Raw genomic sequence first — 24,340 nt, 5'->3', positions numbered from 1 at the left:
TTTGCATTCTAATGAAAAGGTCATCTTTACGTTGTTAAGAGTGACATTTTATGTCATCAGTAGTCTTTTATTTTGGCACCTTTGTTATTAAATACACCGTAAACAACAGATCCGGTCTTATTATATTTCATAACACCTAATCCATCAATTTTATCGTTGATAAAAAAGCCTTTGAATACGGATTGGTCAACATAGGTATACATACCGTAACCACTTCTTGTGCCTCCCAAGGTATAAGCTCCTGTAAATTTGCTGTTATTTGTCCAATTGTAGGTGCCTACTGAATACCTTTGGTTGTTTTTGAAAAAACCAAGATAGGTATCTCCATTTCCGTAGGTGTATTGTCCGAAGCCATCTGTGCAATTACCTTGACAATAGTTGGATGATTTTATATTATTGAGATAATCACTTGCCATGTTCTTAATGAGTTTGCCATTTTCAAATTCTCCAGCACTCGTTATTTTGCCATTACTGTTGAAGGTGATACCGTATCCATGCTGTTTACCATTTTTCCAATACCCAACATAAGTATTACCATTGTCAAACTTATAATAACCCATCCCTTCTCTGAAATTGTTTTTATACTCACCGTGATAGTATGAACCCTTGGGATAGGAAACATAAGCCAGACCATGCAATGCACCATTTTTGAAAGTGCCATATACGATAATACCATTGATGTCAGTTTGTCCCCATCCATTTTTACAATCACCCTTTTTACAGGTGTAGTTAGTAGTATTTGATGGTGTTGTTGTATTTGATGTATTTGTGGCGCTTGATTTTACGGGTAATTCATTGTTATAAGGTTGGCCCTTTTGAACTACAAAATTACTGGCATTTTTGAATCCAGTGAGGACGAATTTTGGAATGTCATCAATAAAAATAACAGGATCACCATTATCTAAATACTCAAATCTTGCTTTTTTGTAATCAATATGTTTACCGTTATACGCTACGAAAAAATTATCTTTTACCAAATCCCGTGTATAAAAAATGGAATTGTTGTCTTTAGAAATCAATTTTAAAGATTTTACAGCATCCTCTTTTTTGTTTTTGTAGTTAACAACCATGTAGGTTCTGCCTTCTGATTGATCTTGTCTGTAATCTATGAGATGAGGGCCAAGGTAGCAAAACTCACGATGTTTCACTTTGTTATCACCATTCACATAAGCGATAAATTGACCGTTATGTGAATAGGTAATGTTGTTTAATCCTTTTGCGATAATCTGAGTAATAGGGATGCGCTTATCAGTAGACCTATCCTGCTCTGGTGGCTCTATGACCGAATAATAAATGTTATTAAGACCATCGTATACTACTTTTTCGTTGTTTTTTACACCATTAGCGATTTTAACATCTCTGGCGCGATTACCATTGATGAAGACTGCGGGTATAGGTTTAGATGTTTCCGTATAGCGATGATATCCAAATTCTAGTTCGTTCGATGTATTGGCCTCGTCATAATAGCGATTATACGTCTTGTAATGTGTCACATCGGCTTTGTTAGTCATGTAAAAATCGATGGCGTTTCCTTTATGGTCTAATGCTACATGATAGTTCAACGTTCCAGATGGCACTACTTCCTTGACCAAATGACCATTAACGTAATAATATTCATAGAAGTTTTTTAAGTCACTATTGTTGAAGGTATAAGCGATATTAACAATAGTTGTGTCACCCTTTTTTTTATATTCATAGTCATGTCTTTGATACAATTGATCTTTTTTGTACCACGAAGTTGAAATAACACGATTATGAGTATCGTACTTGTGGACTTTTATATTTCCGTTAGAATCTTCTGATCTGGTGAGTAAATCGTTATCACTAAAAGTGTAAGTACTTGTTGAGCCTTTCTTATAGGTGTACTTTGTAATATTACCTCGAGCATCGGTGTGGATAACGTCGCCATAATTAGTGCCCACCAAAACATCGTTTTCATAATAATAGATGGTTGTAATACTCTCTGTAAGAAACCCCTTTCGATTGAATATTTTATCGTTAGAAGCATAAATATCTCCCCTAAGATTGAAATGGTTGGATTGCCACTTAAATCCGATAGGATTTTTAGGCGCATTCATCCAATCTATTTTTTGGGACCAAATAAGTGATGAATTGAGTAAAATAATGAGCTGAAAACTAAAGAGAATAATGGAAATTGTTTTTTTGAATGTCATAATGTTGAAATTTGTCATGAAGATTTCATGACGTCATTAATGCCATTCAAAATAAGAACTAAGAGTATATCAGTCCATACGACATATGTCGTATTTTCTTGGAATGTTTAAGAATGAATTATTGTTTAATCTATTGCGCGTTTGGTAACGTACACTCTCCAACCAATAATCGCTAATTGCAATTTAGAGGCTTTGCTTAAATCTAATTGTCGTTTGGAATAGCTAGGTAACAGAAGTTTGTTGATTTTAGCCAGTAATTTAAAGAGGTTCTGCTTCATACATGATGACTTTGAGAATCATGTAAAATTACAAATTTTGAAATTTAAAGAACGTCTTTTTAAAAATGATGTAAAACTTATTCTAGACTAAGCTTTACATTCATTGAGTGGGTCTATCTAATCGAAAATAAAATGTCGATTAATAATTTAGCAAGTGTCATCATAATTCTTTGGTTTTAAGGGTTAGTATTTGATTTATTTTTTTGATTGAGTTTTCAATATATCATTTTGGAAATCTTACTTCCAAGGACTTTGAGTAAAATCTATGAAATTGAATATGAATATATAACTAAAAAAATGACAATGATTTCGATATTTATGTGACTATCTTAAAAAAACTTTTAAAATGTAATTCAATAAATATATAATAGTTATAAAATGAAATAAATGAAGGGGGTTTTTGGGTGTGTTTTTTTATTTCAAGGGGAATTTCATTGTCAAAACACTTAAAATGATAGATTTCATCTTTTTTGGATTTTCATTTTTCAATATGTTGAACGCGTATTTTCTAAAAGGAATTAGCGCTATTTTGTTAAATTTAATTATTTAATAATCTGATAATGCCAAATCATGTATTGAGATGATTACATTTGCAAAAAGCGTTAGTTTATGAAAGGAATTCTATGTTGCCTTATAGCATTTTGTTTGACTCATGTTGGTTTTACCCAAGTGGTCATTAATGAATTGGACTGTGATACACCTGGTGTTGACACCATGGAGTTTGTCGAGTTGTTGAGTGAGACACCAAACTTTCCGCTCGACGGATATGTGGTCGTATTTTTCAATGGATCGGCCTCTGGCATGAATTCGAGTTATTTTACAGTAGATCTAGATGGTTATCAAACCGATATTAACGGACTTTTATTAATAGGAAGTAATTCCGTGAGTCCAGTGCCTCAATATTTAATCGCTGAAAATGTCATCCAGAATGGTGCAGATGCTGTGGCGATTTATCAGGCTGATGATATTGATTTTCCGGAGGAAACAACAGCAACCATTGAAAATTTAGTAGATGTGCTTATTTATGGCACCGCTGATGCCGATGATACCGATATGATTGCCATATTTAGTCAAGACCCAAGATTTGCAACGATTCAACAGATTAATGAAGGGTCAGGAAATAATACCAATTCTATACAGCGTTTCGTTGATATAAATGATAATGTGACTTATACAGCTACAACGCCTACACCTAGACAACTTAATGATGGTTCTGGTGTGGTATTGAATGGCATCAGTATTGCAGTGGCGCAATCACAGTATGACGAAGGTGAAAGCTTCGATATCACGTTTACTTCAGAAACACCAGTTACGAGTGATTTGAATTTTAATATTCTATTAAACAATAATGGTTTCGATGCTGCTGATTTTACGGGTAATTTGTCAATTACCATTCCAATGAACCAATCCACAACCACTACAACAATCAACTTAATAGATGATTCAGACGATGAAGGTGATGAGGTGACGCGAATTCGTTTTGAAAGCTTACCTACAGAATATCTAGCGCTAAATAATAATTTGGAAATTCGAATCGTTGACAATGATTTCGTTGTTGCTAATTATGGGACACCAATCAACCCTACTTTTGGAAACGTGGCAAGTACGCAGCCCGATGGTTACTATGATTCATTAGATGGTTTAGCAGATGGCGCATTGCGTCAGGCGCTTCAAGATATTATTGCCGAAGAAGGTGTGGTAAGAGCCCAAACTTATACAGATATAATCGACATATTAAAGGAGGCAGATCAAAACCCAGAAAACAGCAACGAAGTTTGGTTAGTCTATACAGAACAAGGTCGCCCAAAATTAGATTTTCAAACAGGATCTGATAATACCGGTAAATGGAATAGAGAGCACACGTACCCTAGGTCTCGTGGTGGATTCTTTAGTATTGACGACGATGATTTTGCAGATGGTATAGATATTTTCTGGAATACAACTGCCGACTCCTTACGACATGGTAATTCTGATGCACATGCGCTTCGAGCCGCAGATGGTGCAGAGAATAGTTCGAGAAACAATCAGCACTACGGACAATATATAGGGCCAGTTAATACGCAAGGGAGTTTTTATGGTGATGTGGCAAGAAGTGTGCTTTACATGGAGATACGGTTCAATGGTTTACAAGTTGTTAATGGATTTCCAGAAGGTACGGTAGGGGAGTTAGGTGATTTAGCTACCCTTTTAACTTGGCATCGTAATGATCCACCTGATGACTTCGAGATGAATAGAAATAATGTGATTTATAATTGGCAGTTTAATCGGAATCCATTTATTGATCAGCCAGATTTGGTCGAGTACATTTGGGGTACAAATGTAGGTGATGCCTGGGATCAGCCATTGAGTGTCTCTGAGGTGACTATTCCAGCTTTGAACGTCGTGCCTAACCCTACAACTGGTAGTTTCGCAATTAATGGTCTGAAAGAAACCTCAATAGTGAAGGTATTTAGTTTAGAGGGTCGTCTTGTGGAGACATTAACGGCTGTTCCAAATCAGTCCATAGCGATTAATTTATCTAGTGGTATATACCTTTTACAATTACAAATTGGTACAAAAACTATTGTAAATAAGCTTGTGGTAAACTGATGCGCCTATCAACAAAAATTAAAAAAGCCCAAATAGTCTTATTTGGGCTTTTTTGTTTTTAGTTTCCGAGCGATCTAATATATAATTTATCGTCGCTAGACTTACCTACCACGATATCAGGGATGGCTTGTTCCTTTTCCTTCCAGCTTGCACTAGACTTTCTTCCTTGATTGTCATCAAGGGATATTTTTATGCTGGTAATTTCTCCAGCATCATTTCGTCTCACCTTATTAAATTTTGCATCGATACCTTTGGACTTTAAAGCGTTCTTCTGATGCTCTAAAAAAGCATCAGTCGATGTTTTTGTAATGATAAACTCAAGTACCTCAATAGGGTCGTTGTCATTAGTAAAATACACAGAAGATACCGCTGTTTCAATGTTCCTTGGGTGAACATCTTGAACTTCAACAATCACTGGTTGATTTTGACTGCTGCTAGCATAGTTACGAGTAGTCTTTACAATGACAGCACCATTTTCAGCTTTTGCACCATAGATTTTTTTTGCGTTACCTTCTTTTAATACTTCAAGACTATGAATCATGTTGGGATCAACCTTGCTAAAATCTGATTTAGACACAACTTTTCCGTCGATGATCATCAAAGGTGCGTTGTCATCTTCTTCAATCGAGATAAATTCGATATTAGAATTTTTGGCGCCCTTTTTAGTCATAAGCACAACGCCATTTTTTCCATTAGCACCGTAATATTTTACGGCTGTTTTTCCTTTTAGAACATTGATAGATTGAATGTCTTCAGAATCAACATCTTCAAAAATGGCTTTTTCTACAACCTCACCGTTAATAACAAATATAGGTTCGTCTGAAACCTCACGAATGTTGTACATATTCCCATTTTCAGAAGCATCAATCGTGATTTTCTCACCGTTTGAGTTGGTCCAAGTTTTGCTCTTAAATATGACATTACTATGGTCATCATTGTCTGATTCTTTGTCCATATCTTCATCATCACTTTCAGTAAAAATCACATGGCTATTTTTACTCGTGGATTGTACCTTGGTTTTTCCGCTATTGGTTCTATAATAAAACGTTTGATCTTCTTTGTCTAAAGTGCCAACACCGAACGAATCTTCGGAACTCTTAAATCGGAAGGTTTTGATAGGATCATCACTACTCACGTTGTAATTAGTGGAATTATCACCGCTTTTAAAGGTTGTATTGATCCCTGTTATTTCATTGGCATTATTGCGTTTTACCTGGCTGTAGCTAAATGAAATACCTTTAGCTTTAAGCTCTGATTTAATGGATTCCAATTCTTTATCGGTCGTGTTTTTAGTAATGACGATTTCTACCACATCATTGGCAGGCAATAGATTTTCTACTCCTGAATAAGCATCTATGGGACGTTCGATATAAACGTCTTTAAGATTGAAGCTCATCATGAAAACGACCAATAGCGGAATGACAAAAATGAGTTTTAATTGATTGCGATGATTTGATTTAGATTTGTGTAACATAACGATTCGTTTTTTGATTAATGATGTGTAAAAATTATTGATGATTTGTAATTGATGATGGTTGATACTGGCTTTCAGTAAAACTTCTTGATAGCTTTTTTGGCAATTCGCAACCTTATGTGCTTCTTGATCAGCTATAAATTCAAGATTTTGCAAAAGGGCTTTTTTATACAGCCATATAAAGGGGTTAAACCAAAATAATGCACAGGCGATTTGTACAAGAAGATTGTCGATGGAATGCCATTGCTTAACGTGCACTTTTTCATGGTTGATGATATGCGATAACTCACGTTTCTCGAAGAGGTTTGGATTGTAAACAACAATATTGAAAATGGAAAATGGTGCGATGTGATCATCCGTTTCAATAACTTTGATGTTTTTATCTTGAATAGCAGGTTTATTATGAATCAATCGCTTTAAAGAAAGAAATTCCATAATTAATTTCCCAAAGAAGATCAGCATACCTAAGATATATAACCACATGAATACCGTGTAAACATCAAAAGCAGGTGCTTCTTGAGTTATGACCTCCTGTGAAGTCGTTTGAGATGTCAAAATCAATTGCGAAGGATTTATTGGTGTGTATTCAATATAAACAGGTATAACAACCAAGGGCAAACACATTGCCATGATGAGTCCAGCCAAAAGAAACCAACGATTTGTCTTAAAAAACGTGTCCTCTCGCAACAAGAATTGATAGCAGATATAAAAAATTAAGAGTACCAATGAGGCTTTTAAAAGATAGTCCATGGTTATTTCTTTTGTTCGATTAAAGCAATAATTTCCTTTAGTTCATCGACACTTATTTTTTCCTCTTTAGCAAAAAAGGAGACCACATTTTTATAAGAGTTATTAAAATAGTGTTCAATAGCGGTATTCATAAAGCGCTTTTTATAAGCTTCCATACTCACTATGGGAAAATATTGGTGTGTTTTTCCATAGGCATTGTAACTTACATAACCTTTGTCTTCAAGGTTTCTGATAATGGTAGACAATGTATTGTAATGAGGAGGATCTACTTTGATTTCATTCAGAACATCTTTGACAAAAGCTTTTTCAAGCCGCCATAAAATGTGCATGATCTCTTCCTCTTTATTTGTTAGCTTTTGCATCGCTTGGGTTTTTAATAATATCACCATACAAACCTATAACTATTTTTATAGTTATACAACTATTCTTATAGTTATTTAACTAAAATTTAAGTTATAAGGATCAAAAAAAAACACGCATTTTGCGTGTTTTCAATGAACGTATTTACGTTTCCTTGATCTATTTCGTGGTCACAATAATGGCACCATCTTTTGCTTTGCTACCATAAACACTCATGGCTGTTTCAGGTTTTAAGGTATCTACTTTGTCGATTTTATCGGCTTTTGCTAATTGGTCTAAAGTTTTAAAATCAGAAACTTTACCGTCGATGATAATGATCTTTTCTTTTTCGGGATTATCAATAAATTGATAGCGACCGTTACTAGTATCAAATTCGTCACTAAATATAAAAGAGAAGCGATCCTCTGATGGGTTTTTAAAACTGAAATTTTGCATCATCTTGTCTTTCAACTCTTCAATGGTTAAGGAGTCACCATTAAACATAAAAACCGAGTTTTTATCATTGAAGTAATCGTCGATATTAAAATTATTCAAAATACGCATATGATTCATTAACATGGAATCGCGATTGAAAGTAAAGGGCTGTTTTTGACTATGTTGAAATATACTCGATATGGCAGAATGACCTGAGTTTTTACCGATGTAAAGTTGTCCGTTCTCCATTCCGAAAGAAATTTTAGAAATAGGCGTATTGCTCGACATTTGGGTCATAGTTTGTTGACCATCTTCAGAACTCAAATGCAGACTTATGCTGGTTATTTCATCGTTATCATTCCTCTTTATGGTGTCAAATGTTGCTGTGATTCCATAATTTGCGAGGGTTTTTGTTATACTTTCAAAATCAGTATTAGAAGTAGATTTGTCAATAGAGATATGAATATCTTCGACATCGTTATCTGTTTTGGTATTATTCGATTGTGCTAAAATATGTGAAGTTGCCAAGCCAATACAAGTAACTAATGAAAAGGCTAGAAGCAGTTTAGCTAACTTAATAGTTCTCATTTTGAATTGATTTTTAAAATTAACAGCACAAATTTAGAAGGCATTCAAAATTCCTCCCAATTTTTAACTAAATTTTAGAATTTATTGCTTCTGGTTCATGTTAATATCAAAATGAATAGTACGTTTTTGATGCTTACAAATTGTAGTATATTCGCGTTTTAAATACAAGAGCTATTTTAAACATAAAAAATCATAATGCATGAGTTTAGTTTGGATCATATTAGGTTTGATTTTATTGGTTGTAGGAGGGGAGTTTTTGGTCAGATCTTCTGTCGCTTTGTCATTCAAGCTTAACATTTCGAAAATGGTCATTGGTATGACGGTTGTGAGTTTTGCGACTTCCGCTCCGGAGTTGTTGGTGAGTTTGAATGCTGCATTAACAGGATCGCCAGCTATTGCGATAAATAATGTGATCGGTTCTAATATTGCGAATATTGGATTGGTACTAGGTATTACCGCTTTGGTAGGTTCTATCGCTGTGGATAAGTCTTTTTATAAACTGAATTGGCCTGTCATGATGCTGTTTTCCATAGCATTGTTTTACTTCCTTTATAATGACAACCAGCTTTCCGCTATTGAAGGCGGTATCCTTTTTGCAAGCCTTATTGCATTTATGATCGTGTTGATAAAATCTGCAAAAAAAGAGGTGGTGCTGGAAGAGGTGGATGAGAATCTTGCTATGGTATCTAATTTTAAGATTGTTTTGTGGTTGCTCATTGGGGCAGCAGCTTTATATTTTGGTTCTGAATGGTTGGTAGATGGCGCTAAGGATCTTGCTGAAACTTTAGGTGTAAGTGACGCTGTGATTGCGGCTACAGTGATTGCTATTGGTACGAGTGTTCCCGAGCTTGCGGCTTCTGTGATTGCAGCTGTTAAGCAAGAGAAGGCATTATCACTAGGAAATTTAATCGGTTCTAACATTTTTAATATTGGTTCTGTTCTTGGGTTGACATCTATAATCAAAACTATACCAGTCACCGATGGCGCAATTTTGTCGCGCGATATTTATTGGATGCTGGCATTTGCAGCCGTATTGATTCCGTTAATTTTTATTCCGAAAAAATTTCAAATATCAAGATATAAAGGCATGTTGCTAGTTACGGCGTATGCTATATTTATATTTATGGCTTTTAAGTCTTAGTATCAGCAAAAAAAAAACGCCTTCTCTAGATGAGAAGACGTTTTTCTGAACAAAACATATTTGAATCATCTATTCGATATCGGCAGATTTTACAGTTTTTACAATGCGACCCGCTATTTTGTATGGGTCACCGTTAGATGCTGGACGACGGTCTTCTAACCATCCTTTCCATCCCTTTTCAACGGTAATGATAGGAATACGAATAGAAGCACCTCTGTCAGAAATTCCATAACTGAAATCATCAATGGAAGCTGTTTCATGATCACCTGTTAAACGTTGATCATTAAATTCACCATATACTTCAATATGTTCCTTAACAACAGGTCTGAAAGCTTCACATATTTTTTCATAAATTTCTCTACTACCACAAGTTCTTAACGTCGTGTTAGAGAAATTAGCATGCATTCCAGAGCCGTTCCAATCCATCTCTTTTCCTAATGGCTTTGGATGATATTCAATATAATAACCATATTTTTCAGTTAAACGATCTAATAAATAGCGCGCCACCCAGATTTCATCACCAGCTTTTTTAGCACCTTTTGCAAACAATTGAAATTCCCATTGTCCTGAGGCTACTTCTTGGTTGATCCCTTCAAAATTTAAACCAGCTTCGATACATAAATCAGCGTGTTCTTCAACTAAGGCACGTCCGTGCGTATTTCTACCACCAACAGAGCAGTAATAAAGTCCTTGAGGCGCAGGATAACCACCAACAGGGAAACCTAATGGGAGCTGTGTTTTCTTGTCCATGATAAAGTATTCCTGTTCGAAACCAAACCAGAAATCATTATCTTCATCTTCAATGGTGGCACGACCATTTGATTCGTGAGGTGTTCCATCGGCATTCAATACTTCAGTCATTACCAAGTACCCGTTTTTTCTTGCTGGGTCTGGATAAATAGCTACAGGTTTAAGCAGACAATCTGAAGATCCACCTTCTGCTTGTCGCGTTGAACTTCCGTCGAAAGACCAAATAGGACAATCTTCCAATTTACCACTAAAATTATCCTCAATTTTAGTTTTGCTTCTCATGTTTTGAGTTGGTTTGTATCCGTCTAACCAAATGTACTCTAACTTAGATTTGCTCATGCTGATTATAGTTTTATAAAATTAAAGCACAAAGATTGTAATTTTTATGATTTGGTCAAAAAAAAGAGGGTTGATTTAAATAAAATGTTATCAACAATTAAATAAACCCTAAATTTTTAGGGGTGTGACTGTTCCTAATTTTAATATTCGTAAATTTGCCCTACAAAAATTAATAAAACCATAACATTATGTCAACATTGCGTTTCCATGCTCTTAAAGAAGTTTTTAAACATCAACCTATTCATATTGAAGAAAAATTAAGGCGATCAGAAATATTCGGCGCTAATGTTTTTAGTGAATCAACCATGCGTCAATTTTTGACAAAAGAGGCTTATGAAAATGTGATGGATGCCATAAGTAATGGTTCCAAAATCGATAGAACTGTTGCGGATCATATTTCTACAGGGATGAAAGAATGGGCCATATCTAAAGGCGCAACACATTATACACATTGGTTTCAGCCTTTAACAGGTGCCACCGCTGAAAAGCACGATGCTTTTTTCGAAACGATAGGAAATGGCTTGGCTATTGAAAAGTTTGGTGGCGGACAATTAGTTCAACAAGAACCTGATGCTTCTAGTTTTCCAAATGGTGGCATTAGAAACACCTTCGAAGCTAGAGGATATACAGCATGGGATCCAACATCTCCCGCTTTTGTTTTAGGAACGACATTGTGTATACCAACCATATTTGTAGCGTATACGGGAGAAGCATTAGATTATAAAACACCGTTATTAAGAGCATTGCAAGCTGTTGACACGGCTGCAGTAGCTGTTTGTAAGTATTTTGATAAAAATGTAAAAAAAGTAAATGCTTCCCTAGGTTGGGAGCAAGAATACTTTTTAATAGATAGTGGTCTAGCTATGTCTCGACCAGACATCGTATTGACAGGTAGAACAATGCTCGGTCATTCTCCTGCAAAAGGGCAGCAGCTTGATGATCACTATTTTGGTACGATTCCCAATAGAGCAATGGCTTATATGCGTGATCTCGAAACAGAGTGCATGCTACTCGGAATTCCAGTTAAAACCAGACATAATGAAGTGGCTCCGAATCAATTTGAATTGGCTCCTATATTCGAAGAGGCTAACCTTGCCGTTGATCATAATTCGCTTTTGATGGACGTTATGGACAAGGTCGCAGAACGTCATAACTTTAAAGTGTTGTTTCATGAAAAGCCGTTTGCAGGTGTTAACGGTTCAGGGAAACACAATAATTGGAGTCTCAGTACAAATACAGGTGTGAATTTATTAAGTCCAGGTAAGACACCAATGAGCAACTTGCAATTCTTGACCTTTTTTATCAATACCATCAAAGCTGTTTATGATAATGAAGATTTGTTGAGGGCAGCGATTGCATCTGCTAGTAACGATCATCGCTTAGGTGCTAACGAGGCACCTCCTGCCATTATATCCGTATTTATTGGTGAACAATTGACCAAAGTGCTCGATGAATTGGAAAACGTAACTGATGGTAAATTATCACCTCAAGAAAAGACAGATTTAAAACTCAATGTGGTTGGTAAAATTCCAGATGTTTTGCTCGATAATACTGATAGAAACCGAACGTCTCCATTCGCCTTTACTGGCAATAAGTTTGAATTTAGAGCTGTTGGATCTACGGCAAATTGTGCCAATCCAATGACGGTTTTAAATTCCATTGTCGCAAAACAGTTGATGGACTTTAAAGCTGAAGTAGACAAGCTTATTTCTAAAAAAGATATGAAAAAGGATGATGCCATTTTTAATATTTTACGTGAGTATATTAAAAAATCAAAACATATTCTTTTTGAAGGTAATGGCTATGGTGAAGCCTGGGAAAAGGAAGCAAAAAAACGCGGACTTAGTAATCACAAGACAACACCAGAAGCCTTGAAAGCTAAGATTTCTAAAAAAGCACTTCAGTTATTTGAGGAATTAGGCGTCATGAATACCATAGAATCTGAGGCACGCTATGAAATTGAAATGGAAGAGTATGTCCTAAGAATTCAAATCGAAGGTCGTGTTATTGGTGATATTGCTCGTAATCATGTGGTTCCAACAGCAGTGCGCTACCAAAATATCTTGATTAAGAACGTAAAAGGACTTAAAGAAATTTATGGCGATACTTTTAAGACCTATGCTAAAGAACAATTGAATCTTATAGAAGACATTTCACATCATATAGAGAGTATCAATTCTAATGTCACTAAAATGACAGAAGAAAGAAAAAAAGCCAATGCATTAGAAAATCTCGACGACAAAGCTATGGCGTACTGTAATAAAGTAAAGGTGCTTTTCGATGATATCAGATACCATTGTGATAAACTTGAGTTACTTGTAGATGATGAATTATGGCCACTCACAAAATATAGAGAGCTTTTGTTTACTTACTAAACTCATTGGATAGCTTATTTGATTGAAGAAGCGCATGAAAAATTAACTTCGAGACCTTCTTAAAGTGTGTTTTTAAGGATAGTTTTATGCAAAATCATACGTAGTATTACGTAGTGAAATTTGCATTTAATGTATTTCAACGCATTAATTTATCAACTAATCGAAAATATAGTTAAACCTTGATAAACACTAAGCAAGTTGGTTATATTTGTAGTGCTATTAATCAATTTTTTGTAAAAATGAAGAAGTTACTACTAAGTGTAGCTGCATTAATGTTTGCTACCTTGTTGTTTTCTCAGGACGATTCTAATGACGTGAAAGATGACCTTACACAGGACAACGTTGTTAAAACTGAAACGAGATTTCAAGCAGAATCGTAAATGATTTTTGAAGCTTACAAAAACTAAATTGGCGAATGTGATTCGTCAATTGAAAAGACAAATGAATTACAAATTCTTTTGTCTTTTTTTTATGTTTTGTTTGCAAATTCTCAAAAAGTTAACTGTTTGACAATTAATTTGTTATATTGTCGTCCGCATTTTTCCAAATCTTGTGAGCCTAAATATTTTTGTGATGGTTAGCGTAATAACCAAAAACAAAGTTTGATGATAGCAAAACATATTCGGTTGTTTGTAATGGTGGTGGGATGCTTTATGCTACAGACGACTTTACAGTCTCAAGAGCATCTGACAACACCCAAAACTAAGTTTTATGATTTAAGAGGTACTAACGCTTTTGATGCCGCATTAGGTACTTCGGTTATAAATGGAGATTATCAAGATCCAATGTTTGAAATCTATAGCCATATTGGCTATAAACGACATTTAACACCGCACTTGTCGTTGGATTTCGGATATCACAAGTTTAATTTAGCATATATCGATTTATATAATGAAGGGTTTATGTCTTTTGATTTAAACATGGAACTTCTATTATTACCACATCACTACGTTTCGCCTCTGATATTTGTTGGCGCTGGATATAATGCAGCCAATCATTTTAAGCAGACGTCTCCTAAATTACAAGCAGGATTAGGTGTAGAAGTTGTGCTGTTGCGTAGTATCGCCTTAAAATTATATACAGATTATAATTATGTGTCTAGTGATACCCTAGATGGTCTGGAAGCAGGAGCTTCCAATGACACGTATTTTAGGATCGCTTTAGGTCTGAACTTCTATTTTGGTGGCGCTGAGACAAAATCTAAACTATTAAGTGACTATTCAACAGAAATACAAGCCAATTCAATAACTGATGACAAAAATTGAATGCTATTGTAATTAACAATTCTTATTTTTGTGGCTCAACAACACAAACCAATGAGTCAAAATATCAGTAAACGTTATGCGCAAAGAGGGGTTTCTGCCTCAAAGGAAGATGTTCATAACGCTATAAAGAATATCGATAAAGGATTGTTTCCGAAGGCATTTTGTAAAATAGTTCCAGACTATCTTACCAATGACGAAGACTACTGTTTGATTATGCATGCCGATGGTGCAGGAACTAAAAGCGCTTTAGCTTATATGTACTGGAAGGAAACTGGAGATATTTCGGTCTGGAAAGGTATTGCTCAAGACGCATTAATCATGAATATAGATGATTTGCTTTGTGTGGGTGCTACAGATAATATTATGCTTTCCTCTACTATTGGCCGAAATAAAAACGTGATTCCTGGAGAAGTGATTTCGGCAATAATTAATGGAACTGAAGAGTTAATTTCTGACTTGAAAGATTTTGGTGTTACTGTCCATTCAACTGGAGGCGAAACTGCCGATGTTGGAGACTTAGTACGCACTATTATTGTTGATTCTACCGTCACGGCAAGAATGAAACGCAGTGATGTTATTGATAATGCTAATATTCAAGCGGGTGATGTGATTGTAGGTTTGGAAAGTTTTGGCAAAGCCACTTATGAAGCTGAATATAATGGTGGTATGGGTAGTAATGGTTTGACTTCAGCTCGTCATGATGTCTTCCATAAGTACCTGTCAGAAAAATATCCAGAGAGTTATGACGCTGCAGTGCCAGATGATTTAGTTTACTCTGGACAAGTTAGATTAACGGATCCTGTGCAAGATTCGCCTTTAGATGCGGGCAAATTGGTTTTGTCACCAACACGAACCTATGCACCTATAATTAAATCGATTTTATCCAAGTTTTCTTCTGATAAAATTCACGGAATGGTGCACTGTTCCGGAGGCGCACAAACCAAAATTTTACATTTCATTGAAAACTTGCACATTATTAAAGACCGTCTGTTCGATGTGCCACCGTTATTCAAATTAATTCAGGAGCAATCTAAAACCGACTGGAAAGAAATGTATCAGGTGTTCAACTGCGGACATCGAATGGAGCTGTATGTGTCGCCAGAGGTGGCCGACGATATTATCGCTATTTCTAAATCCTTTCATGTTGATGCACAGATTGTTGGGCGCGTTGAAGAATCAAAAGAGAAAAAACTAACAATTAAAAGTGAATTCGGAACGTTTAACTACTAACTAATACTATTTTTTAAACCTAATTACAATGAAGCAAATATCATTTCTACTATTTGTCTTAACTTTTCATTTTTCATACGCAGTAACAGATTCAACAAAAACAGAAACGCAACGCCCTAAATGGGAATTAGTAAATAAAGCAGGCCTCGATATTAGTGAAGTGACATTCGTTAATTGGAATGCAGGTGGTAGTAACTCTATTTCTGCGCTTTCCACCATTTTTTCTTCGCTAAAATATGTGCAAAATAATTTTAAATGGAACAGTTCCGCACGTTTAAGATATGGGATCAATAAACAAGAAAACCAAAGGCTTAGAAAAACAGAAGACGAACTGGAAATTATTTCAAACCTCGGTTATCGAAAGGATACATTAACAAATTGGTATTTTTCATCTCGATTTAACTTTAAAACACAATTAACCAATGGTTATAACTATCCCGATCGTGACAATGAAATCTCACGGTTTATGGCACCTGGGTATTTATTTGTTGGTGGAGGTGTTGAATATGGTAAAAATTTTGACAAACTATCCGTGTATTTTTCACCGTTAACCATGAAGTCGACATTTGTGCTTGATGACGCTTTGTCAAATGCTGGCTCATTTGGTGTGACGCCTGCAGTTTACGATGATGAAGGAAATATTATTGAAGAGGGTGAGCGACTACGTACCGAAATGGGTGTGTTATTGACCAATTATTACGAGACAGAGGTTTTTGAAAATATCCTCGTCAGAAACAATATCAGTTTATATTCCGATTACCTCAATCAATTTGGAAATATAGACGTTGATTGGGAAGTCATCTTTGATTTTAAAGTCAATGACTATGTGAAAGCAACGTTAGGCTCGCATATAAAATATGATAACGATGTTAAAACCCTTGTTGAAACTGACATTGCAGATGAATTTGAAGAACGAGGTGCTAAGCTCCAATGGAAACAGTTACTTGGTGTAGGTGTCGTTTTTAATTTTTAAATGAATCCTTTGATCAGTGTCAGAAATAAGGTGGTAATCAAACCATCAAAAATGAAAATCACTGTGAAAAACTTGATATTTGAGACACCACGAATTCTATAAAAACGCAGTCGTTGGCGTATTTTTCTATCACTTATCATAAACCACAACACAAATACAAGACATAGTTTTGTGGAGAGTGCCAAAATAAGTTCCGGGTTCACGATGGTGATTCCGAGCGTTACAATGAACGACCATAATGCCATTGATTTATAATAGTTGAGTATGGATCTTACTTGCGTACGCATGAACTTATAACGATAAAATAAGTAAAAATATTTTTCGCGATAACTACAAGTTTTTCAATCTATGGTGAATCCATAAATTATCGTATTTTTGATTCTCAATTTTAGAAGATAGATGTTAGAGAAATTACAAATAGTAAAGCAGCGTTTTGATGAGGTGAGTGACCTAATCATCCAACCCGATATCATTTCGGATCAGAAACGCTACGTACAATTAAACAAGGAATACAAAGATTTACGCTTACTCATGGATAAGCGTGAAGCCTATATAGAACTTACGGACAATTTAAAAGAAGCTGAAGAAATCATTGCTGATGGAAGTGACCCAGAAATGGTTGAAATGGCGAAAATGCAATATGACGAGGCTAAAGAAGGGATTCCTAAGTTGGAGGATGATATTCGCTTTTTGTTGATTCCTAAAGATCCTGAAGATTCTAAGAATGCAGTAGTTGAACTACGCGCTGGAACAGGTGGTGATGAGGCAAGTATTTTTGCTGGAGATCTCTTTAGAATGTATACCAAGTATTGTGAAAGTAAAGGATGGCGTGTGGATACAGTAGACTTTAGTGAAGGAACTAATGGTGGATTTAAGGAAATTCAGTTTGAAGTTTCTGGAGAAGATGTCTATGGAACTTTAAAGTTTGAAGCGGGTGTGCATCGTGTGCAGCGTGTTCCTCAAACAGAAACACAAGGTCGAGTACACACAAGTGCTGCAACTTGTATGGTGTTTCCTGAAGCCGAGGAGTTTGATATCGAAATTGATCCAAAAGATGTTCGTATCGATTACTTTTGTTCTTCTGGACCTGGTGGACAATCCGTAAATACAACCTATTCAGCAGTTCGGTTAACTCATGAGCCTACTGGTTTGGTGGCTCAGTGTCAAGATCAAAAATCCCAACATAAAAACAAAGAAAAAGCCTTTAAGGTATTGCGATCAAGATTGTATGATTTAGAATTAGCTAAAAAACAGGAAGAGGATGCTGCGAAGCGTGGAAGTATGGTAACTTCTGGAGATCGAAGTGCAAAAATTAGAACCTATAATTACCCTCAAGGTCGTGTGACGGATCATAGAATAGGTTTGACTTTATATGATTTGCAAAATATTATTAATGGTGATATTCAAAAAATTATCGACGAATTAATGCTGGCTGAAAATACCGAAAAGTTGAAAGCCAGCGATGAACATATTTAAAGCTATTAATCAACCTAACTATAAATGAGAATTTTTAAATTTATGTTTTTGCTGCTGTTCGTAAATATGGCAGCCGCCCAAAACTATTTTGGATACTTGTCAGATAACTATTCAGGTATTAACAGTGCCACATTAAACCCAGCGAATATCACAGGGTCCAAATTTAGAACTGAAATTAATTTGGGATCGGCCAATGGCAGTATCAACAATGACTATTTTGTGACTGATTTTGGTAATGTATTCGATGGATCTGATATCAATACTGACCAATTTATAGCTGCAGAGAATAATAATTTTGCGATTTCATCGGATGTGCTCTTGCCTTCTTTTATGTTCAATTTATCTCCAAAACATAGTATTGGAATCATTTTGAGAGCTCGAGCGTATCTTAATATTAATGAGATTAAAGGAGAACTTTTTGATGCTTTTGAAGATGATTTCGATTCTGCGAATGATTTCTCATTGACGGAGGATGAATTTACATCCACGTTCCATGCTTGGGGTGAAATAGGATTGGTATACGCTAGAACTTTAATCGATAATGACCAACACTATCTTAAAGGTGGTGTCACTTTAAAATACCTTCAAGGCGCAGGAAACGCTTACTTGAAAGGAACCAATTTGTCCGTTGATTTTGATGCTGATGGTTCTACGCCAGATGTGGGAACGATTACAACAACCGGTTTGATTGAGTACGGAAGTTCTCAGGGTGTTAGTGTCAATGAAGATGATAGCGATTTCAATATTGAGAAAGGTTCTAACGGACTTGGTGCCGATCTAGGGTTTATCTATGAATGGCGTCCAGAACCTACCGAAATTGACAATGCGTCAAGGTCTAATTACAAATTGAAGGTAGGATTAAGTATTACCGATATTGGTAGCATTAGCTATGATAAAGCTGAAGCAAATCGTTACGATATTACAGGTTCTGTAGATGAAATTACTTATGAGTCTCAAGAAAGTATAGAGGATAAATTGAATAACTTATATACGCAAATTGGCTCTGAAGATTTTACCAAAGTGAAGTTGCCAACCGCTCTGCACTTGACTTTAGATTATAATTTAGACACACAGTTTTTTGTCAATTTAAGAACAGATTTGTCATTGCGTAATGCGACTGAATTAAACACGAATAAAATAGACAATAGTGTGATAGTCACCCCACGTTTCGAGCGTAAATGGTTTGGTTGTTATATCCCATTGAGTGTGACGGATTACAGTGGATTTAACGCAGGTTTTGGGTTTCGTGCAGGTCCACTATTCTTAGGTTCCAATTCCATTCTAACAAATGTTATGTCAAGTGAAAGTAAGGCTGTAAATGTCTATGCTGGACTTAAAATTCCTATTTATAAGAAAGGAAAATCATTTGCCAAAAAAAATCAAACCATATAATTTGATGCCTCCTATTTTGGAGGCATTTTTTATTACTTATTTTTGAAGTGTAGAACTTAAAAGAATCAATGGTATTCGAATTTTCATGAATTCATTAAAATGACAACACGCCAACTCACAGAACAAATTAAAAAGAAGCAGTCATTTCTTTGTATAGGACTGGATGTCGATTTAAATAAAATCCCTAAACATCTATTAACAGAGGAGGATCCTATCTTTTCTTTCAACAAAGCCATTATCGACGCGACGCATCACTTATGTGTTGCTTATAAACCAAATACAGCCTTTTACGAAGCACACGGTCTTAAAGGATGGAAGGCTTTGGAAAAAACAATGATGTATCTCAATGTGAAGCATCCAGAAATTTTCACCATAGCAGATGCCAAACGTGGCGATATTGGAAATACAAGCGCGATGTACGCTAAAGCATTCTTCGAGGATTTGTCTTTCGATAGTGTCACGGTTGCTCCCTATATGGGCAAGGATTCGGTGGAACCTTTTTTGGCTTTTGATAACAAGCATACCATATTATTGGCTTTGACTTCAAACAAAGGAGCCTTCGATTTTCAAACAAAAACGGTAGAAGGGAAGGAGCTTTATAAGCAAGTCTTAGAAATATCTAAATCATGGAAAAATGCTCGTAATTTAATGTATGTGGTTGGCGCGACTAAAGCAGAGTTTTTGAACGAGATTCGTGATATCGTGCCAGATGCCTTTTTATTAGTACCTGGTGTTGGTGCACAAGGAGGTAGTTTGAAAGCGGTTTGTAAATATGGAATGACTAAGGATATTGGATTATTGATTAATTCTTCAAGAGGAATTATTTACGCCTCCAATACAATGAATTTTGCTGAAAAAGCTGCTGAAAAAGCTGCTGAATTACAGAGCGAAATGGCATCCTTGTTGCCTTAGTTAATGAATTTCAGATGATGCATCGTGATCAGTTAGGTAGACCACTTCAATTGCAAAACACGCCTAAGCGTATTGTATCACTAGTGCCTTCACAAACAGAACTGTTGGTTGATTTAGGTCTCAGATCAAAAATTGTAGGAGTGACTAAATTTTGTGTGCATCCAAATTATTTGAAGCAAGAAAAAAACGTTGTTGGTGGTACAAAGACTATAAATTTCGATAAAGTCAAAGCGCTGTCTCCAGATATTATTCTATGCAATAAAGAAGAGAACACGGCTGAAATGATTTCAGTGTTAGAACAGATAGCACCCGTTCATATTAGTGATATTTATAATCTTGAAGATGCGATTGAACTCATCAAACTCTATGGCACATTGTTTTCAGTTGAAAAGAAAGCGTCTCAAATTATCGAAACTATCGAAAGTGAGGCTTTTAATTTTTCCGAATTTATGTTAAAACAACCAAAGCGTAAAGTGGCTTATTTTATTTGGAAGAATCCGTGGATGGTGGCAGCAAGTCAGACATTTATTAATGCCATGTTACATTTGAATAATTTTGATAATGTGTTTGCAGATTTGAATAGATATCCAGAAATCAAAATAGCTGACATCGGTACTAACTGCGATATCATACTTTTGTCAACAGAACCTTATCCTTTTAAAGAAGAGGACATGGCGCTATTACAAGGAAAATTTCCTTCAGCGAGTATCATCCTTGTAGACGGAGAATATTTTTCGTGGTATGGCTCGCGATTAACAAAGGCTTTTCAGTATTTTAAAACGCTGCATCAAGATTTAGTGCATTAGCACTTTTTAAATTCAAAATACGTTGCTTTAGCTTTTGTGCTTCGTGAAATAAGGTGTCGCTCAAGCTTAAATCTGTTTGCTCCACATTGTAAGCTTCTTCAATAAATTGTGCATATTTATTCTCTAAATCTTTTAAACTAACTTTTTTGTCGTTATTGGGTGTGGTTTTTCCCACTTTGCAGAAATGTGTACTCATAATTACTTGTTTTTAAATCTTATATACGATTAAATGACAAGCCTTAGACTTAAGAGTAACGTTAAATAAATGTCAAATTAATTGCGCTGTATGGCACTTAAATTCCTGTCGAGGTAATTCAATTTATTTAACTTGTGAAGTAATTTTATGGCCTTGTATTCTGAAATGTCGCTGAGGGCAGAATCAGTTTGACGAAAATTGTAGGCTTGTTCAATAAGTTTTTTGTATCGTGCTAGTAATGCCGATCGATGTTCCTGAATGCTATTGATGGGTTTCATTACTTACACGATTCTAATACTTAAATGTATTTAAAATATTGGAATAGAGCAAATTAAAATTTAAAAAAATTAATAAAAAAAAACCGACCTCATAAAGAGACCGATTTTCCAACTAACTTTTCTAATTCGAATGAATTTTAGGAGATTTTCCTGCTAACTATTGCAAAGATGAGACTTAAATCGCTTATCAATGTTATGTTAATATTAGCTTTGTATTAAAATTGATTTAATAATTTTATGATAAACACACTTAAATGAAACGAATTTTACCCATATTATTTAGTCTTTTTACAGCCTTATCATTTTCACAGAATCCATCGTGTAATTGCTGTTCTGACACCCAAAAAGCCTTTGATTTTTGGGTAGGTGAATGGACAGTTACAAAGCCTGATGGCACATTGGCTGGTCATAATACCATTACAAAAATACAGAACGGCTGTGTTCTTGAAGAAAACTGGATCAGTGCCAATGGCTCCTATACAGGTACGAGTCATAATTATTATAATTCGAATACCCAACAGTGGGAACAGCTTTGGATTGATAATCAAGGACAGAGTTTACATTTAAAAGGACATCGAAAAGGCAACCAGATGGTTTTGAAATCAGATGAATTTACAAATAAGGCAGGAAAGCCCTATTATCATCGCATAACTTGGACAACTAATGATGACGGTTCGGTAAGGCAATATTGGGAGACTATAACCGATGGCACAAACGTCACAGTAGCTTTCGATGGATTATATAAGAAGAAAACTCAATAATGCTTGTCAATAATGGCATTCGTCTCGTCTAAGGATTTAAATACATCAAAGCCTTTACCTTGAGTTCTCATGGCACCAAGCGCATTAGCATAATGCGCTGCTTTTGTAGCATCATTATTCACGGTAAATCCGAAGGCTAATCCACCAGCAAAAGAATCACCACATCCCGTCGTGTCAACAACGTGGTTGACTGGAACAGATTTAACGAACGATTTGGACATGCTACCATCGTCATTTTTCGAATAAATAGCACAACCTCTAGAATCTAAAGTGACATACAAATACTGCACACCTTGGCTCAAGACATAATCGGCAAAATCGTCTAAATGTGCCGTATTGTTATCATCATAAAAATCTTCGTTGGTATAATCTTCGTCAAACCAACAACAGATAGATTCTTCTAAATTCATTTTCAGAACATCAATATAAGGTAGCCAGTCTTCCTTATCTTTCCAATACCTTCTTAAGCGCTTGCCTTCATCTGTGACATAGGTGGTTGGTCCGTGTGCATCAAAAATGATTTTAGCCTTGCTGTGTTTTTTTATGTGTTTCAAGGTGTCTAATTCAATCTCAAAATCTGTAATCGGAACAAAAACAAAACAATCGGCATCTAAAAAAGGTGAAACATCTGCTGCGGAAATAGGCTTCATATTTGAGATCTGCCGCTCACGACGATTATTCTGATCTAAAAATTCTAGCTCGATAACCGTTCCAAGGTCATGTTTGGAAGACAAACCTTCCATGTTAATCGCTTTATACGGCGCCAACAATGCTTTAATGGCCTCGTAGTCCTTTTGGTGCACATGAGACACAGGAATGACCTCACCTTGACCTTCCATTAATTTGGCTAATGCAATAGTGGGATGCGAGACACAACCGTATTTAACAATTGTCTCATTATTGTGAGTAATAATAGTGTCATGCGGTATTGGACCTACAACCGCTATTTTGTAATGTGATGTCATCTAATCTTGAAGTGCAAATACCTTTTTCAAGAGATCAGTACCTCTTGACGATACTTTATTTCTAATTTCCTTTTCCTCAACAGCAATCATGGTGTATACCCCTTTTAAGGCTTCAGCAGTAACATAATCTGTTAAATCAGGATTCACATTGTTGGTAAAAGGAATGGCATTGTATTTATTTATAAGGTTTGTCCAAACTTGATCAGCACCTACTTTCGCAAATGAGTTATTGATAACTGGATGAAACTTATTGTAAAGTTCCGTTTGAGTTTTTGAGGTCAAATATTGAGTGGCTGCATCATCGTTACCCAACAAAATATTTTTCGCATCATTAAAGGTAATATCTTTGACAGCATTCACAAAAATAGGTGTGGCTTCACCAACAGCATCTTCAGCAGCTCGATTCAAAACTTTTAGGCCTTCATCCGCTAAATTACCTAAACCTATATCACGCAGCCCTTTATCTACTTTTTGAAGTTCCTCTGGCAACAATATTTTAACGAGTTCATTCTTGAAAAAACCATCTTCTTGTGTCAATTTGCTTACCTGCTTATCAATTCCAAAATCTAAGGCTTGTCTCAGACCAGCTGCAATATCTGCGTTGCTCAATACATCACCTCCTTGAGGAAGATTGTTCACAACATCCTGAAGTTCTGCACAGGCTGTCAAATTGAAGATAAGAATAAATGCAAAAAATTTACGAATCATGGTATAGGGATTTTTTATATTTAACAAATATAGAGATTTGTTTTTTTTACTCAGAAAATAATCTCATTATAATCACACTTATATATTTCTTAAAATTACGCCGAAATTTTTGAATATTCCTTAAATTTGCAGCACTAAAAACTTAG

The 24,340-nt window shown here is 35.5% G+C and carries 23 protein-coding genes; 12 read left to right on the top strand and 11 right to left on the bottom strand.

Annotation, left to right across the window (positions count from 1 at the left end; genetic code table 11):
• Positions 1 to 56: 56 nt before the first annotated feature.
• Positions 57 to 2,174 (bottom strand): MORN repeat-containing protein, encoded by a 2,118-nt coding sequence (locus ACU8DI_RS08920; RefSeq protein ID WP_447112422.1) that lies wholly within the window; start codon positions 2,172 to 2,174, stop codon positions 57 to 59.
• Between the two features lie 125 nt (positions 2,175 to 2,299).
• Entirely contained in the window at positions 2,300 to 2,452 is a 153-nt protein-coding gene (locus ACU8DI_RS08915; protein WP_447112421.1) for an SsrA-binding protein, read from the bottom strand.
• Positions 2,453 to 3,061: 609 nt separating this feature from the next.
• Here ACU8DI_RS08915 and ACU8DI_RS08910 point away from each other — a divergent pair.
• Positions 3,062 to 5,041 (top strand): endonuclease, encoded by a 1,980-nt coding sequence (locus ACU8DI_RS08910; RefSeq protein WP_447112420.1) that lies wholly within the window; start codon positions 3,062 to 3,064, stop codon positions 5,039 to 5,041.
• Between the two features lie 58 nt (positions 5,042 to 5,099).
• On the opposite strand, the gene ACU8DI_RS08905 is transcribed toward ACU8DI_RS08910, so the two are convergent.
• The 3 genes from ACU8DI_RS08905 to ACU8DI_RS08895 form a co-directional block, all read right to left on the bottom strand.
• A complete protein-coding gene (locus ACU8DI_RS08905) occupies positions 5,100 to 7,265 on the bottom strand; it encodes a M56 family metallopeptidase (protein WP_447112419.1) in 2,166 nt (721 codons plus the stop codon).
• Positions 7,266 to 7,267: 2 nt separating this feature from the next.
• Positions 7,268 to 7,627, bottom strand: a complete 360-nt coding sequence (locus tag ACU8DI_RS08900) for a BlaI/MecI/CopY family transcriptional regulator (protein ID WP_447112418.1) — start codon at positions 7,625 to 7,627, stop codon at positions 7,268 to 7,270.
• Positions 7,628 to 7,784: 157 nt separating this feature from the next.
• Positions 7,785 to 8,627 (bottom strand): hypothetical protein, encoded by an 843-nt coding sequence (locus tag ACU8DI_RS08895; RefSeq protein WP_447112417.1) that lies wholly within the window; start codon positions 8,625 to 8,627, stop codon positions 7,785 to 7,787.
• A 199-nt stretch (positions 8,628 to 8,826) separates the two neighbouring features.
• On the opposite strand from ACU8DI_RS08895, the gene ACU8DI_RS08890 reads away from it, so the two are divergent.
• Positions 8,827 to 9,768: a calcium/sodium antiporter gene (locus tag ACU8DI_RS08890; RefSeq protein ID WP_447112416.1), complete on the top strand. Its 942-nt coding sequence runs from the start codon at positions 8,827 to 8,829 to the stop codon at positions 9,766 to 9,768.
• Positions 9,769 to 9,837: 69 nt separating this feature from the next.
• Here ACU8DI_RS08890 and ACU8DI_RS08885 read toward each other — a convergent pair whose 3' ends face one another.
• The gene (locus ACU8DI_RS08885; protein ID WP_447112415.1) at positions 9,838 to 10,857 is read right to left on the bottom strand and encodes a glutamine synthetase beta-grasp domain-containing protein; all 1,020 of its coding nucleotides are present in this window, start codon (positions 10,855 to 10,857) and stop codon (positions 9,838 to 9,840) included.
• A 188-nt stretch (positions 10,858 to 11,045) separates the two neighbouring features.
• Between ACU8DI_RS08885 and ACU8DI_RS08880 the strand changes: the two genes are divergently transcribed.
• From ACU8DI_RS08880 to ACU8DI_RS08860, 5 genes are all read left to right on the top strand, one after another.
• Positions 11,046 to 13,232: a glutamine synthetase III family protein gene (locus ACU8DI_RS08880; protein ID WP_447112414.1), complete on the top strand. Its 2,187-nt coding sequence runs from the start codon at positions 11,046 to 11,048 to the stop codon at positions 13,230 to 13,232.
• Between the two features lie 239 nt (positions 13,233 to 13,471).
• A complete protein-coding gene (locus ACU8DI_RS08875; RefSeq protein ID WP_447112413.1) occupies positions 13,472 to 13,612 on the top strand; it encodes a hypothetical protein in 141 nt (46 codons plus the stop codon).
• Positions 13,613 to 13,837: 225 nt separating this feature from the next.
• Positions 13,838 to 14,497: a Curli production assembly/transport component CsgG gene (locus ACU8DI_RS08870; RefSeq protein ID WP_447112412.1), complete on the top strand. Its 660-nt coding sequence runs from the start codon at positions 13,838 to 13,840 to the stop codon at positions 14,495 to 14,497.
• A gap of 51 nt (positions 14,498 to 14,548) precedes the next feature.
• A complete protein-coding gene (locus ACU8DI_RS08865) occupies positions 14,549 to 15,727 on the top strand; it encodes an AIR synthase related protein (protein WP_447112411.1) in 1,179 nt (392 codons plus the stop codon).
• A gap of 28 nt (positions 15,728 to 15,755) precedes the next feature.
• Positions 15,756 to 16,700 (top strand): DUF3078 domain-containing protein, encoded by a 945-nt coding sequence (locus ACU8DI_RS08860; protein WP_447112410.1) that lies wholly within the window; start codon positions 15,756 to 15,758, stop codon positions 16,698 to 16,700.
• Here the strand turns inward: ACU8DI_RS08860 and ACU8DI_RS08855 are convergent.
• On the bottom strand, positions 16,697 to 16,987 hold the full coding sequence (locus tag ACU8DI_RS08855; RefSeq protein ID WP_447112409.1) for a hypothetical protein: 291 nt from the start codon (positions 16,985 to 16,987) through the stop codon (positions 16,697 to 16,699). The genes ACU8DI_RS08860 and ACU8DI_RS08855 overlap by 4 nt on opposite strands.
• A gap of 112 nt (positions 16,988 to 17,099) precedes the next feature.
• Between ACU8DI_RS08855 and prfA the strand changes: the two genes are divergently transcribed.
• From prfA to ACU8DI_RS08835, 4 genes are all read left to right on the top strand, one after another.
• Positions 17,100 to 18,176 (top strand): peptide chain release factor 1, encoded by a 1,077-nt coding sequence (gene prfA / locus ACU8DI_RS08850; RefSeq protein WP_447112408.1) that lies wholly within the window; start codon positions 17,100 to 17,102, stop codon positions 18,174 to 18,176.
• A gap of 24 nt (positions 18,177 to 18,200) precedes the next feature.
• Entirely contained in the window at positions 18,201 to 19,568 is a 1,368-nt protein-coding gene (locus tag ACU8DI_RS08845) for a DUF5723 family protein (RefSeq protein ID WP_447112407.1), read from the top strand.
• A gap of 99 nt (positions 19,569 to 19,667) precedes the next feature.
• Positions 19,668 to 20,480: an orotidine-5'-phosphate decarboxylase gene (pyrF, locus tag ACU8DI_RS08840; RefSeq protein ID WP_447112406.1), complete on the top strand. Its 813-nt coding sequence runs from the start codon at positions 19,668 to 19,670 to the stop codon at positions 20,478 to 20,480.
• Between the two features lie 14 nt (positions 20,481 to 20,494).
• Positions 20,495 to 21,286 carry an ABC transporter substrate-binding protein gene (locus ACU8DI_RS08835; protein WP_447112405.1) on the top strand — a complete coding sequence of 264 codons (792 nt, stop codon included), beginning with the start codon at positions 20,495 to 20,497 and terminating at the stop codon, positions 21,284 to 21,286.
• Here the strand turns inward: ACU8DI_RS08835 and ACU8DI_RS08830 are convergent.
• Complete coding sequence (locus ACU8DI_RS08830; protein ID WP_447112404.1) at positions 21,255 to 21,482, bottom strand: Lacal_2735 family protein; 228 nt, start codon at positions 21,480 to 21,482, stop codon at positions 21,255 to 21,257. The genes ACU8DI_RS08835 and ACU8DI_RS08830 overlap by 32 nt on opposite strands.
• A gap of 77 nt (positions 21,483 to 21,559) precedes the next feature.
• Positions 21,560 to 21,760, bottom strand: coding sequence for a Lacal_2735 family protein (locus ACU8DI_RS08825; RefSeq protein ID WP_447112403.1), 201 nt, complete (start codon positions 21,758 to 21,760; stop codon positions 21,560 to 21,562).
• A 254-nt stretch (positions 21,761 to 22,014) separates the two neighbouring features.
• On the opposite strand from ACU8DI_RS08825, the gene ACU8DI_RS08820 reads away from it, so the two are divergent.
• Positions 22,015 to 22,521, top strand: a complete 507-nt coding sequence (locus tag ACU8DI_RS08820; protein ID WP_447112402.1) for a hypothetical protein — start codon at positions 22,015 to 22,017, stop codon at positions 22,519 to 22,521.
• Here ACU8DI_RS08820 and ACU8DI_RS08815 read toward each other — a convergent pair.
• Together ACU8DI_RS08815 and ACU8DI_RS08810 are read right to left on the bottom strand one after the other, a co-directional pair.
• Complete coding sequence (locus ACU8DI_RS08815) at positions 22,515 to 23,486, bottom strand: carbohydrate kinase family protein (protein WP_447112401.1); 972 nt, start codon at positions 23,484 to 23,486, stop codon at positions 22,515 to 22,517. The two genes, ACU8DI_RS08820 and ACU8DI_RS08815, sit on opposite strands and share 7 nt — an antisense overlap.
• Positions 23,487 to 24,194 (bottom strand): DUF4197 domain-containing protein, encoded by a 708-nt coding sequence (locus ACU8DI_RS08810; protein ID WP_447112400.1) that lies wholly within the window; start codon positions 24,192 to 24,194, stop codon positions 23,487 to 23,489.
• Positions 24,195 to 24,340 lie beyond the last annotated feature (146 nt).

The sequence above is a fragment of the Psychroserpens sp. BH13MA-6 genome (assembly GCF_052983595.1).
The sequence above is the reverse complement of the archived record's forward strand: the minus strand, read 5'-3'. Positions and strand labels throughout refer to the sequence as shown.